This is a genomic window from Alcanivorax sp. (genome assembly GCF_019431375.1).
GTDB lineage: Bacteria > Pseudomonadota > Gammaproteobacteria > Pseudomonadales > Alcanivoracaceae > Alcanivorax > Alcanivorax jadensis_A.
Map to the genome: position 1 here is coordinate 3240263 of NZ_CP080267.1, position 12786 is coordinate 3253048.

Genomic DNA, 12786 nt, shown 5'->3' on the forward strand with positions numbered 1-12786 from the left:
GGGGCAATGCCAGTGCGGCGGCCTATCCGGTCTGTGCCTAGAAGCTCAGCGAGGCCGCCAGATAGGGGCCGCCCATGTCCAGATCCGCGTCCAGGTCGCTGACATCATCCAGCTCCAGGTCCATGTGCTTGTAACCCAGCTCCACGCCAAGCAGGAAATCCGAACGCCAGCCGATGCGAGCGGTCATATCCCGTAAGGTGTTGCCGTCGTAGCTGATGGTATCGATCTCGCCACCTACATAGACGCCGGGCACCGGCAGGTTGAGCCGGCCGGAGGCATGCAGCATGGGCAGGGTTTCGTCAAAGTTCTGGGTGGTGCTGACCAGCAGGTTGTCCAGGCTGATGCTGCCCTCGATCTTGCGCACCGTAATCCCCACATTCACTTTCAGGGCATTATCCAGCGGTGTGTAGTAGAGCGTGCCGTCGAGGATATCCAGATCGATATCGGTTTCCACTTTGGTGTTGGCCACAAACAATTGCCCATTGAACACAAAGGTTCGTTCCAGACGGTTACTGGCGTCATCTGAGAGATCCAGGCTACGCACCCGTACATTGGGAATCAGCGGTACGGCATGTTCCACGCCCAGATAGAGCACCTGCTGGTTGGCCTCATCGAAACCCAGATCGTCCTGCATGTCGATGTCTTCGCCACCGGAGGCTACGGTACCTTCAAACTCGGTGTCCCAGCTGTAACCGCCGGCGTAGACGGCAATGCCTGGTGCAGACCAGGCCAGGGGGGTGGCCAGCAGGCCGGCGGCCAGTAGGCTGATACGTTTCATGGAAACTCCTGCTTATGGATGAAAAGGTCAGTATTGCAGGTCTACAAGGGTATCACCAAGTCCACAGGGATTCTGGTACCATGCACACAACAATCACGATTCATTTGTCGGGGCTCGGCGGGTTCGCTCCGGCTCCTGCTGACAGTTACCTATGTTTCTAGAAGAAATGCCTGGGAAGTTCCGTTATCCGGCACCGGAAGATGCACAAGACAAGCAGTTGCTGGCGGACATTCAACGCAAGGGCTGGCACCACTTTGCGGTACCCGGCGGTGATGGTCAGCCCGGGTTCACCTTTAGCGTGGGGCATTTCCTCAATCTGAATCACCCGGAACTGATCGTGTTGGGGCTCAAGGATTCCCTGGCCAGCCGCCTGCTGGACAGCGCTGCAGTGCGCATTCGTGGTCTTAACAAGCCCTACCAGCCTTACCGGTTGTATAACGATATCGCCGATGGTCTGGAGGTCATGTTCCTGCCAGTGGCCTTCCCGCACTACAAGGAATACCTGGGTTTCGCCAACTGGTTTTACCAGAGCCTGCCGGCGCCGTATCCTGCCCTGCAGATGGTCTGGCCCGATCCCAAGGGGGTATTCCCCTGGCAGCCTGGTTACGATGCGCGTTTCCACCGGGCCCAGCCACTGCTGGGGGCGGCGCCCGCCTCCCCGTTAACCCAGAACCGCCGTTGAGTTCGGAGAGCAAGATGGCCAATTCCCTGCAAGAGCAATTGATGAAAGCCGGTCTGGCGGACCAGAAGAAGGCCCGCCGTGCCAAGCAGCAGAAGCGCCAGGAGGCCAACCAGGCCAAGCGTGGCGAGATTGAACTGGAAGACCCGGCGGAACGGGCCCGTCGCCAGCGGGAAGAAAAAGCCGAGGCGGACCGCCAGCGCGAAGCCGCCCGCAAGGCCGAGCGGGAGAAGAAGGAGATCGCCGCGCAGATCAAACAGATGATCGAACAGAGTCGTCTGGATCGGCAGCATGGCGATGTGGCCTACCAGTTCGTGCAGGACAAGAAGATCAAGAAAGCCTGGGTCACTGCCAAACAGCAGGCCCAGCTTGAGCGTGGCCAGATCGCCATCGTGGCACTGGGCGACGGCTATGAGCTGGTGCCAACGGTGGTGGCAGAAAAGATTCGTCAGCGCGATGAGTCGGCAGTCCTGCTGCTCAACGAGCGTGGCCACAACGCGGTGGATGAGGATGACCCCTACAAGGACTTCCCGATCCCCGATGACCTTATGTGGTAGCGCGCAGCGCCAGCTACGAGCTACGCTCGATTGGATAGGGGAGGTCTGGAGAGTTCCCAGGACCTCGGCATTTCTACGAAGCCGCTGTAGGAGCGGCGCTTGAGCCGCGAACCTTGTGTAGCAAGGAAATCGCCCGCAGGGCGATCAGGAATCCCGGCACTCGACAGGTTTCACAAAATCGGATGCGAATCCTGAAGCAACCCGCACCCTTCCACCAAACAGGCCCGAAACATGACCGCACCCACTAAACTTGGCACTCGCCATTCCCTGGAAGTCATCAAGCCAATCCACAATGGGTTGTTGCTGGATGGCGGTCCGTTGGGGGAGGTGCTGTTGCCGTCCCGGGAAGTGGAAGACAAGGAATTGGGCCCCGGCGATAGCGTGCTGGTGACCCTCTACAGCGATGGTCAGGGCCGGCCCATGGCCAGTCTGCGCACGCCCCGCGCCCAGCATGGTCAGGTGGCGTCCCTGAAAGTGGTCTCCACCAGCAAAGTGGGGGCCTTTGTGGACTGGGGCATGCCCAAAGACCTGCTGCTGCCCTTCGCCGAGCAGAAAGGGCCAATTCGCGAGGGTGACTGGGTGCTGGTGATGATCACCACTGACCGGGAAGGACGCCTGCTGGCCAGCGCCCAGCTGGATCGCTTTCTCGACGATACCAGCGATGACTATCAGCAGGGCGATGAAGTGTCCCTGGTTGCCGCTCACGGCACGGATCTGGGCTACAAGGTGGTGGTGGATAACCGCTGCTGGGGCATGATTGCCAAGCAGGAACTGCGCGCGCCGCTGCGGCCCGGTCAACGGGTCACCGGGTATGTGCAGCGCCTGCGCGACGACGGCAAGCTCAGCCTGTCACTGAACCCTCCCGGGGCGTTGAAGAGCGAAGGGCTCAGCGAGCAGATTCTGGCCGCCCTGGAAAAGGCCGGAGGCGAGCTGCCGCTGGGCGACAAGAGCAGCCCGGAAGAGATCTTTGCCACCTTCCGCTGCAGCAAGAATGCCTTCAAGCAGGCCATTGGCGGGCTTTACAAGGAGCGTCGCATTGTCATCGACAAGCACGCCATCCGCCTGACGCAGGACGCCTGAAACCGGCGTTGGGCACCCAGCTCGGGTCGACCACCAAGGTCGAATTTTCTGACGGTAGCGATCAGGTGGATCATGGCCTGAACAGCCGGAGGGTCTCCTCGTGTTATTAAGCCTGTATCTGATCGGCATCACCGCCGAAGCCATGACCGGTGCCCTGGCGGCGGGGCGTTTGCGTATGGATCTGTTCGGGGTGGTGATGGTGGCCTGTGTCACCGCCATGGGCGGTGGCTCCATGCGCGATGTGTTGCTGGGGCATTATCCGCTGGTGTGGGTGGCCCATCCGGAGTATCTCGGGCTCACCGCAATGGCGGCCCTGGTCACCACCTGGGTGGCGCCGTTGATGCGCCGCTTGCGGATGCTGTTCCTGATCCTGGATGCCATGGGCTTGATGGTGTTCACCGTGATCGGCGTGAAGGTGGCGCTGGATATGGGCCTGGCAGCGCCGGTGGCGATCCTGTCCGGGTTGATTACCGGCATCTTCGGCGGGGTGATTCGCGATCTGCTCTGCAACCGGGTGCCACTGGTGTTCCAGAAGGAGCTCTATGCAGTGGTCTCGCTGGGGGCGGCCTGCCTGTATCTGCTGTTAGTGCACTGGCAGTCGCCGGTCTGGCTGGCCACGGCGGTGACGTTGGTGGCAGGCTTTATGGTGCGTTTGCTGGCGATTCGTTATCAGTGGCATCTGCCACGTTTCCACTACAACGTGCCGGAAGACTGAGGCCGTTACTGCCAGTTCACCGTCAGGGTATCGCGGGTGGCAAATCGCACCAGGTGGCGTTCGATCACGTCGCGCAGGGTGGCGATTTGATCGGTGTCTGCGTGGCAATGCAGTTGCAGGGTAGTGGCGTCTGCGGTCAGTTCGCAGGTGCCAAAAGGAAAGCGGATCACGCCCTGGTGGTCGTCGAACTCGGTCTCCACCTTGTGGCTGAAATGGCGGCAGAGTTTTTTCAGATAGAGGCTGGCGTGCCCGGTGCTGGCGGTGCCGTAGTGATGATCCATGGTGGGAATCTCCGGGTATTTAGTTGATAATATCAATTATATTGAAACTATAAGTTGATAAAGTCAACTAGGTGGAGAATGCCCATGCCCCACGATATTTCCGACCCGCTCAGTGAGGCCTTCAGCGCCAGCCTGAATCGGCTGCGCCAGTTGCTGCGTGAACCGCTGGCGGCCTTGCCGGTGCCGTTGGGGCCGCCGGATGTGTCGCTGCTGCTGCATCTGTCTGCACACCCGGGGAGCAGCCCCCAATGCCTGGCGCGCCATCAGGGCCGTGACAAGGCCCAGCTCACCCGCAAGATCAAGGTGCTGGAAGCCCAGGGCCTGCTGCGCCGCGAGCCGGACCCGGAAGACGGTCGTCGGGTGCGCTTGTTCCTCACCGAGCAGGGCGCCAAGGTGGCCAGAGACGGGCAGCGAATCCGCGAGCAGGCGTTTGCATCGCTGCTTCAGAATCTGGATGGGGAGGAGCGCAAACAGCTGCTGCATCTGCTGAAGAAATGTTTGCCGGACGGCTCATAGAGGTGCCATAAACTGTTGGTCCTGATGTTCATGAGACGGTAAGGTTTGTCGCTGCTCATAGGAGCAAGGAAGTGCAATCAATCATCAAGGAGCAGGTATGAATATGTTTAGCGTTGGGGTTTTGGGTGCGTCCTTCTGTCTGGTGCTGGCGTCCCCGGTGCAGGCTTTTGATCTGAAGAAGATGACAGACTCCGCCAATGCGGCGATGAACAAAGCTTCCGAGAGCGCCGATGCGGGTATCAACAAGGCGTCCGAGACCGCTAACGATGGCATCAACAAGGCCGGTGACTCTGCCAACAGCACGCTGGAGAGCGTCAACGGCGGCATGGCGGTTTCTGGTGAAGCCAAGGCATTGGTCGATTCCCTGTCCACGGATCTGGGCGTGTCCGGTCAGCAGGCCGCGGGCGGTACCGGTGCCTTGCTGGCCATGGCACAAAGTAATCTGTCAGGCGACCAGTTCAGCGGTGTGCTCAACAAGGTGCCGGGGCTGGAATCCCTGCTCGGCGGTGGAGAAGGTGGTGGTCTGGCGTCGTCCATGTTGGGCAATATTTCCAGCATGCAGGGGGTCACAAAGGCATTTGGTGCCCTGGGTATGAGCCCGGAGATGGTCAGCCAGTTCGCACCGAAAATTCTCGGCTTTCTCGGCGACAAAGGCGTCACCGGGCAGGTGCTGAATAGCCTCAAGGGCTTGTGGGGCGTTTGAGCGTCGCAACAATCTTGACGGTCTGCTGGCGTTCGCGGTCCTATGCTGGAATTCGTATCGGACCGATTTAAAAAAGGGCATCTTCATGGATTCCTTGTCACAGGCTGTTCTGGGTGCCTCGGTGGGCGGTGCGGTCATGGGCCGCACACTGGGGCGCTCGGCCTTGTTGGGAGGTGCCCTGCTGGGTACCTTGCCCGACCTGGATGTACTGATTGATTACGGCGATGCGGTGGCCAACTTCACCGAGCATCGCGGCTTCAGTCATTCCCTGCTGGTGTTGTTGCCCGCGTCCCTGCTGCTGGCCTGGCTGCTGCAACGCTGGCGTCCTGCCATCACGCTGTGGCGCTGGTGGGCCTTCACCGGTTTGTGTCTGCTCACTCACCCGCTACTGGATGCCTTTACCACCTACGGTACCCGCCTGTTCTGGCCCTTGGGTGATCCGGTGGCGATCAGCAGTATCTTCATTATTGATCCACTTTATACCTTGCCCCTGTTGGTTGCCGTGATAGTGACCCTGGTAAGGCCGCCGGCCATGACGGCACTGGTCACCGGGCTGACGCTATCCTCCCTGTATCTGACCTGGACCCTGGTGGCCCAGCAGTGGATGACACAGCGGGTGATGCCGGTGCTGGCGCAGCGGGGCCTGAGTGAGGCGCCGCGACTGGTCCAGCCCATGCCGTTTTCCACCCTGCTGTGGCGGGTGACGGTACTGGGCGAGCAGCAGCGGCTGGAAATTGTCACCGGGGTGCTGGATAACGGCGATGCTCTGAAAGTGGAAGTCTTTCCCCGTTCGCCGCAGGACTATGCCCAGGCCATGCAGGTGCCGGCGGGGCGCAAGCTGGCCTGGTTTACCCGGGGGTTCATCGACGTGGAAGCCGGGCCGGACCAGTTACTGGCCACGGATATCCGGCTGGGGGTGCCGGGTCTGCATCCCTTCCAGTTTGTGCTGGCCGAACAGAAAGACGGTGCCTGGCAGGCGTTGCCCAGCTATAAACTGCCGCGCCCCATGGCCAACCCGGAGGCCTGGCCGGCACTGCTGGACCGGACTCTGGGCCGTCGGCCAATTCTCTGCCTGACCACCCTGGAGGCCCTGCCGGCGGGTAGCCTCTGTCCATCGTTGATGCCCTGACGATTCAGCGGGCGCCGGTATAGACCTGCTCGCGCCCGCCGGCATGGCTGAACATCCACTGCCAAAGCTGAATGTCCCGGGCCTGGAAGGCACCGGCGCAGGCATTGAGATAATAACGCCACATGCGATAGAAGCGCTGGTCGTAGCGGTCGGATAACTGCGACCAGTGCTTGATGAAGTTGCGGTCCCAGGCGCGCAGCGTGCGGGCATAGTCCGGCCCGAAGTTATGCAGATCCTCACAGACAAACCAGCCCTCCGCGTTACGGGCAATCTGGGCGCAGGAGGGCAGTTCGCCATTGGGGAAAATGTACTTGTCGATCCAGGGATCGTGGCGGCTGGTGCTGGTATTGGTGCCGATGGTGTGCAGCAGCATCAGTCCGCGGCGATGCAGCAGGCCGGCGCAGGTTTCCATGAAGGTAGCGTAATTGCGGCGCCCTACATGCTCGAACATTCCCACGGATACCACCCGGTCGAAGCGACCCGCCAGCTCACGGTAATCCTCCAGGCGGATATCCACGGGCAGGGACGCACAGCGCTCCCGGGCAAGACTGGCCTGCTCCCGGGACAGTGTCACACCGACGCCGGTGACCTTGTAGTGCCGGCAGGCATACTCAAGCAGCCCGCCCCAGCCGCAGCCAATATCCAGCAGGGTCATGCCTGGTTTCAGATTGAGCTTGCGGCAGATCAGATCCAGCTTGGCTTCCTGGGCCTGTGCCAGGGTGTCGGCGTCGCGCCAGTAGCCGCAGCTGTAACTCATGGAGGGGTCGAGCATGGCCTCGAACAGGTCGTTGCCCAGGTCGTAATGCTGGCGGGCCACCTTGGTGGAACGATGCAGATTTTGTCGGTTGAACAACCAGAACCCCAGCCATTGCAGACCGTTCTGTAACGGCGAGTGGCTAACCCTGTTGGCGCCATGGGTCAGCAGGCGATGGAAGAATTCATCCAGGGCATCGCAATCCCACCAACCATCCATGTAGGACTCTCCCAGACCCAGGGAGCGTTGCAGGGCGATACGGGTCAGGGTGCGGGGGTGGTGAATCTGCATGTCCCAGGGGCGGGAACCGTTGATGCGCACATCGGCGGCTTCCAGCACATCCCGCACCCGGCCGGTCAGGCCACGGTACACATGGGGTGCCGCTGATTGGTGGACCGACTGTGGACGTTGCACACCTGCCATCGGGTGCCTCCTTGCCAGTTTGCCGTCTATCCAGGCGACTGCATGGCTGCCCATTGGAGTTATAGCATGACCCCCGGTCATGAAAAGTCGATGACCGCACAACTGTCTTTATTGTCAGAAGACTGGCGCTGCCTTGCAAGTCGGGGATTGGCCGGGATTGCGAAGGAGGATGGGGGAGTGGTGGGGACATGAATTAATAGTTAAGGAACCTCTGAAAAACTCCCCGACTTTGCCATAATCAGGGCTTTCTATCAGCCACTTTCCGGGAATGCCATGAGCCAGCTGACTTTTGCCGAAGCCGAATATGAACACAAGAAGCGCAAGACCCGGCGGGAAGTGTTCCTTGAGAAGTTGGATCAGTTGCTACCCTGGAAGGCGCTGGAGTCCACGATTGCGGTCTATTACGCCTCCGGTAGCACTGGCCGGCCGCCGTATCCGCTCTCCAGCATGCTGCGCATTCATGTCATGCAGATCATCTACAACCTGAGTGATCCGGCGATGGAAGATGCCTTGTATGAGATCGAGTCTATGCGCCGTTTCGCAGGGATTCGGCTCTCTCGGGTTCCTGATGAGACAACGATCCTGAACTTCCGGCACCTGCTGGAGCAGCACACTCTTGGCAAGAAGCTGTTCAAGAAGATCAACCGTCAGTTGGCACGACATGGCCTGATGGTTCGGGAAGGCAGCATCGTTGATGCGACGATTATCGAAGCGCCCAGCTCGACGAAGAACAAAGGTAAGGCTCGTGATCCGGAGATGCACCAGACCAAGAAAGGCAATCAATGGCACTTTGGCATGAAGTGCCATATTGGCGTCGATGACACGGTGGGTCTGATTCATAGCCTTGCCACTACCGCCGCGAATGAGCATGACCTGACGGCATCAGACCAGCTTTTGCATGGCAAAGAGAAACGTGTCTGGGGAGACGCGGGTTATTGCGGTATCGAGAAACGCGAAGAGCACAAGAACCGTAAAGTGGATTGGTTTATCGCTGAGCGTCCTGGTAAGCGCTCCACGATGTCGAAGGTTGCGCTGGAATGCGAAACCATCAAAGCCAGCGTACGTGCCAAAGTGGAACATCCCTTCCGAGTGATCAAAGGCATGTTCGGTTACAGCAAGGTTCGCTACCGGGGTCTGGCGAAAAATACCAACCGGCTCTATCTCCTGGCGGGGCTGCACAACCTGTTGAGGGTGAAACGGGTGCTGCTGCCCTAGGGGCAGTGCGCCTGATTGCCGCTAAAGTGCGGCAATCAGGCGAAAAAATGAACACTCAAGAGTGAATTGTGGCCTGAATTTGATGGCAGAAGCCTGTTGATCATCGTAAAGGCGAAAAAAGCGAGTTATTCAGACCTTCCTTAATAATGAATAATTAATAACTCGCGTGCCCGGTTTCGGGTGTGCCAAACGCAAGAGGCCGCGCCCATGCTCCGGGCGCGGCCTCTTGCCTGTAACGACATCGCGTGACGCATAATCGCGCAGCCATTAATTATTCATTATTAACTATTAATTGCCTTTCACTCCCATCCCGCCAACACCAGCTTGCCAATTGTCTGCCCGCTCTCGAGTTTCCGGTGGGCGGTCTTCAGGTTGCTGGCGTTGATCGGGCCCAGGCCTTCGCTGAGGGTGGTCTGGATGGTGCCAGCGTCCACCAGGCTGCGAAGCTGGTCGAGGATCTGACCCTGCCGGGGCATTTCGGCGGCGAACATGGCGCGGGTGAACATGAACTCCCAGCAGAAGCGGGCGCTTTTCGGTTTCAGGGGATTCAGGTCCAGGGGCGCGCGGGCGTCGACGATGGCGCAGATGCCGCCGAACGGGGCCACCGCCTGGCAGGCGCTGTGCCAGTATTCATCCAGACTCTGAGTGACCAGAATACCGTCCACCTGGGGGTGGCCGAGCAGCTCCAGTTGCGGCAGCAGTTCCTTGCGGTAGTCCACCACCTGATGGGCGCCCATGGCCTGGCACCAGTTGGCGGAGGTATCACGCCCGGCGGTGGCGATCACGGTCAGGCCGAAGTGGTGAGCGGCCAGCTGGATGGCAATGGAACCCACGCCACCAGCGCCGCCGATCACCAGCAGGCTTTTCCCTTCACACTCGCCGGGGCGGAAACCGAGCTGGTCTTCCAGGGCTTCCCAGGCGGTAATGGCGGTCAGGGGCAGGGCGGCGGCTTCCTGCATGCCCAGGCTGTCCGGTTTTTTCGCCACCAGCCGTTCGTCCACGCACTGGTACTGGGCATTGCTGCCCTGGCGCTGCAGGGCGCCGGCATACCAGACCCGGTCACCGGCGCGAAAGTGTTCCACTTCCGCGCCCACCGCTTCCACCACCCCGGCGGCATCAAACCCCAGCACCCGGTAACCGGGTTGATCCAGAGGGCGCTGGCGCAGCTTGGTGTCGATGGGGTTCACCGATACCGCCTGCACGGACACCAGCAGATCCCGGGGGCCGGGAGACGGCAGGTCCAGCTGGATATCCTCCAGCGCGTGCACATCATCAATGGTTCTGGGTTGATTGAAACCGATCGCTTTCATGCTTTGCCCCCTGCAACGTGAACACACAAGTATTTGGCACACTTGGCAGGGCAGACTATGCCACAGTAACCGGGTTGTCGCCTTGCGACCGTCGCAAAAAACATAACGCTTTCGGGAGAGCACACGCATGAAATTCGAGGAATATCGCCGTTTTGATGCCATGGGGTTGGCTGAGCTGGTGGGTAAGGGCGAGGTCAGCGCCGCTGAGCTGCTGGAGACGGCCATCACCAGAGCGGAGCAGGTCAATCCCTCCCTGAATGCCCTGATCATTCCTCTTTATGAGCAGGCCCGGGAACGGGCGGTAGCACCGCTGACGGGGCCGCTGGCCGGGGTGCCCATGCTGGTGAAAGACCTGTTTCAGGAAATGGCCGGTGCGCCGTGCTATCAGGGCAACAAGGCGCGTAAGAAAAACGACATTCGCGCCGACCAGGATTCCACCCTGGTGGCGCGTTGGAAAGCTGCAGGCCTGGTGCCCTTCGGGCGCACCAATACGCCGGAATTCGGTGCCAAGGGTATTACCGAGCCAGATTCCTTCGGGCCGGCCCGTAACCCCTGGAACCCGGACCATACTCCCGGTGGTTCCTCCGGGGGATCAGCGGCTATGGTGGCGGCGGGCGTCGTGCCGGTGGCCGGTGCCAATGACGGCGGTGGCAGCATTCGTATCCCGGCGGCCTGCTGTGGCCTGTTCGGGCTCAAGCCCGGTCGCGGGCGTACGCCCTGGGGGCCAACTTTCACCGAGGCCATGCACGGCATTGCCGTGAACCATGTGCTGACACGGTCGGTGCGTGACAGTGCCTTGCTGCTGGACCTGACCCATGGCGATGAGCGCGGCAGCCTATTCCATATCGCACCGCCGGCGCAGCCCTATCAGGTGGCGGCGTCATCCCGCCCCGGGAAACTGCGAATTGGTTTTTCCACAGCGTCGCCGCTGGGGACACCGGTGGATCCGGAAGCGGTAAAGGCGGTGGAGAAAACCGTGGCTCTGCTACGGGACCTGGGCCACGAGGTGGTCGAGGCCGAGCCGCAGATGGATGCCAAACAGATGTGCATGGACTGGCTCTCCGTCTGGTTTGGTCAGTGCGCGGCCGAAGTGGATGAAGTGAAGGCATTGACCGGCTGTGGTGATGAAGGATTCGAGCTGGATACGCTGGCCATTGCCGCCTTTGGCCGCGCGACACCTGCCCATGAATACGTGAAATGTCAGACTCGTTGGCAACAATACATGATTGCGCTGGATGCCTTCCTGGAGCAGTACGATTTCTGGCTGACGCCAACGCTGGCCATGCCCCCGGCACGGATCGGGGAGATGGCGACCCCGGGCTGGCAGCAGAGCGCTCTGAAAATGCTGCTCAAGGTAGGTGGTGAAAAGCTGTTGATGAAAACCGGCATGATTGAACAGATGGCGCTGGAAAACTTCAAGTACATGCCTTACACCCAGTTCGCCAATGTCACCGGCGTGCCGGCCATGTCGGTGCCGTTGCACTGGTGCGAGAGCGGCCTGCCGCTGGGCTCCCAGTTCGTGGGTGGCCACGGCGATGAAGGCAAGCTGCTGGCGCTGGCGGCGCAGCTGGAAGAGGCGGCACCCTGGTTCGATAAGGTGCCGATGTAGACGCTATTGGCAGGAGCGTCGCAGGATAAAAAACAGGTTTACCACAGAGGACACAGCGTTCACCGAGGCAAGAAGGTTTTTCCTCAGTGAACGCTGTGCCCTCTGTGGTGAAAAATCAGTGCATCGCCGCCGCCTGCGCCGCCGGTGAGCGGGCCAGGTAGGCCAGGGCCTGTTCCGTGTCCCCTTCGTGGATCGGGTGGAAGCGGGGGGACAGCCAGCGCAGGGTGGCGTTGACCAGGAAGGTGAAAGTGGGCACGTTGCGGGTCTGCTTGCCGGTCTGTTCCAGTTGCACGAGCAATTGCGGAATCAGAGTGCGCCCCAGCTTGCGAACCTGAGGGTCCGGATCCTGCCGCGCCAGGCTGCGACCCCCTTCGGAAATGAAGTAGATGAAAAGCGGAAAGACGATGGCCATCAGCGCCTGACGACTCACGTAGAAGCCGAGCTGGGACTTGCAAAGGTGTTCGAACAGATCGAATGCCACGGTGCGATGTTCCACTTCCTCCGCCAGGTGCCACTTGAACAGGTCCACCATGGCCGGGTCGCCGTTCTGCTCCCAGGTGTCGTTGTCCATGGCCCACTGACCCAGCACCCCGGTGAAGTGCTCGATGGCGGCGATCAGTCCCACCCGAAGTACCAGCCACTGTTTCTGAATCGCCTTGCGCTGCAGGAATTTCAGGCCGAAAGGCACCTCCCCCAGGAAAGTACCGAACAGCCATTCGATCCGTTGTACGTAGTCATTCACGCTCAGCCCGTGGCGCTCCAGATACAGCTGGGCCTTGCTGTGGGCGCGGGAGTGCACTGCCTCCTGGCGGATGAAGCCTTCCACGTCGGCACGCAACTGGTCGTCACTGACCAGCGGCAGCGCCTGATTGTAGACCCGGCAGAACCACAGTTCCCCGGCGGGCAGCAGCAGGTGGATGCCGTTGATGATGTGGGTGGAAAACGGATCATCCTTGAGCCAGTGCAGTGGCGTATTGTCGAAATCGAACTGCACACGGCGGGCTTTCAGTTGATGGCGCACAGGGCTATTCATGGCT

The 12786-nt window shown here is 60.5% G+C and carries 14 protein-coding genes; 9 read left to right on the forward strand and 5 right to left on the reverse strand.

Features of this window, described 5'->3' with window-relative positions; all coding sequences use genetic code 11:
* Positions 1 to 37: 37 nt before the first annotated feature.
* Positions 38 to 778 (reverse strand): TIGR04219 family outer membrane beta-barrel protein, encoded by a 741-nt coding sequence (locus tag KZ772_RS15195; protein WP_290537353.1) that lies wholly within the window; start codon positions 776 to 778, stop codon positions 38 to 40.
* Between the two features lie 151 nt (positions 779 to 929).
* Between KZ772_RS15195 and KZ772_RS15200 the strand changes: the two genes are divergently transcribed.
* From KZ772_RS15200 to KZ772_RS15215, 4 genes are all read left to right on the forward strand, one after another.
* The gene (locus tag KZ772_RS15200; protein WP_290537354.1) at positions 930 to 1460 is read left to right on the forward strand and encodes a DUF4262 domain-containing protein; all 531 of its coding nucleotides are present in this window, start codon (positions 930 to 932) and stop codon (positions 1458 to 1460) included.
* A 14-nt stretch (positions 1461 to 1474) separates the two neighbouring features.
* Positions 1475 to 2014 (forward strand): DUF2058 domain-containing protein, encoded by a 540-nt coding sequence (locus KZ772_RS15205; protein WP_290537355.1) that lies wholly within the window; start codon positions 1475 to 1477, stop codon positions 2012 to 2014.
* Positions 2015 to 2245: 231 nt separating this feature from the next.
* Positions 2246 to 3094: a S1-like domain-containing RNA-binding protein gene (locus KZ772_RS15210; protein ID WP_290537356.1), complete on the forward strand. Its 849-nt coding sequence runs from the start codon at positions 2246 to 2248 to the stop codon at positions 3092 to 3094.
* Between the two features lie 100 nt (positions 3095 to 3194).
* Entirely contained in the window at positions 3195 to 3809 is a 615-nt protein-coding gene (locus KZ772_RS15215; protein WP_290537357.1) for a trimeric intracellular cation channel family protein, read from the forward strand.
* Between the two features lie 5 nt (positions 3810 to 3814).
* Here the strand turns inward: KZ772_RS15215 and KZ772_RS15220 are convergent, their stop codons facing one another.
* Positions 3815 to 4090, reverse strand: a complete 276-nt coding sequence (locus KZ772_RS15220) for a DUF2218 domain-containing protein (RefSeq protein WP_290537358.1) — start codon at positions 4088 to 4090, stop codon at positions 3815 to 3817.
* 84 nt (positions 4091 to 4174) lie between these two features.
* Between KZ772_RS15220 and KZ772_RS15225 the strand changes: the two genes are divergently transcribed.
* The 3 genes from KZ772_RS15225 (at position 4175) to KZ772_RS15235 (ending at position 6438) form a co-directional block, all read left to right on the forward strand.
* On the forward strand, positions 4175 to 4606 hold the full coding sequence (locus tag KZ772_RS15225; protein WP_290537359.1) for a MarR family transcriptional regulator: 432 nt from the start codon (positions 4175 to 4177) through the stop codon (positions 4604 to 4606).
* 97 nt (positions 4607 to 4703) lie between these two features.
* On the forward strand, positions 4704 to 5309 hold the full coding sequence (locus KZ772_RS15230) for a DUF2780 domain-containing protein (RefSeq protein WP_290537360.1): 606 nt from the start codon (positions 4704 to 4706) through the stop codon (positions 5307 to 5309).
* Between the two features lie 85 nt (positions 5310 to 5394).
* On the forward strand, positions 5395 to 6438 hold the full coding sequence (locus KZ772_RS15235; RefSeq protein ID WP_290537361.1) for a metal-dependent hydrolase: 1044 nt from the start codon (positions 5395 to 5397) through the stop codon (positions 6436 to 6438).
* A 4-nt stretch (positions 6439 to 6442) separates the two neighbouring features.
* Here KZ772_RS15235 and cfa read toward each other — a convergent pair whose 3' ends face one another.
* Positions 6443 to 7615 (reverse strand): cyclopropane fatty acyl phospholipid synthase, encoded by a 1173-nt coding sequence (gene cfa, locus KZ772_RS15240; protein WP_290537362.1) that lies wholly within the window; start codon positions 7613 to 7615, stop codon positions 6443 to 6445.
* A 273-nt stretch (positions 7616 to 7888) separates the two neighbouring features.
* Here cfa and KZ772_RS15245 point away from each other — a divergent pair, with 273 nt between their 5' ends.
* Complete coding sequence (locus KZ772_RS15245) at positions 7889 to 8830, forward strand: IS5 family transposase (protein ID WP_064782570.1); 942 nt, start codon at positions 7889 to 7891, stop codon at positions 8828 to 8830.
* 299 nt (positions 8831 to 9129) lie between these two features.
* Here KZ772_RS15245 and KZ772_RS15250 read toward each other — a convergent pair whose 3' ends face one another.
* On the reverse strand, positions 9130 to 10140 hold the full coding sequence (locus tag KZ772_RS15250; protein ID WP_290537363.1) for a zinc-binding alcohol dehydrogenase family protein: 1011 nt from the start codon (positions 10138 to 10140) through the stop codon (positions 9130 to 9132).
* A gap of 127 nt (positions 10141 to 10267) precedes the next feature.
* Here KZ772_RS15250 and KZ772_RS15255 point away from each other — a divergent pair, with 127 nt between their 5' ends.
* Complete coding sequence (locus tag KZ772_RS15255; RefSeq protein ID WP_290537364.1) at positions 10268 to 11749, forward strand: amidase; 1482 nt, start codon at positions 10268 to 10270, stop codon at positions 11747 to 11749.
* A 115-nt stretch (positions 11750 to 11864) separates the two neighbouring features.
* On the opposite strand, the gene KZ772_RS15260 is transcribed toward KZ772_RS15255, so the two are convergent.
* On the reverse strand, positions 11865 to 12782 hold the full coding sequence (locus KZ772_RS15260; RefSeq protein WP_290537365.1) for a metal-dependent hydrolase: 918 nt from the start codon (positions 12780 to 12782) through the stop codon (positions 11865 to 11867).
* Positions 12783 to 12786: the final 4 nt, after the last annotated feature.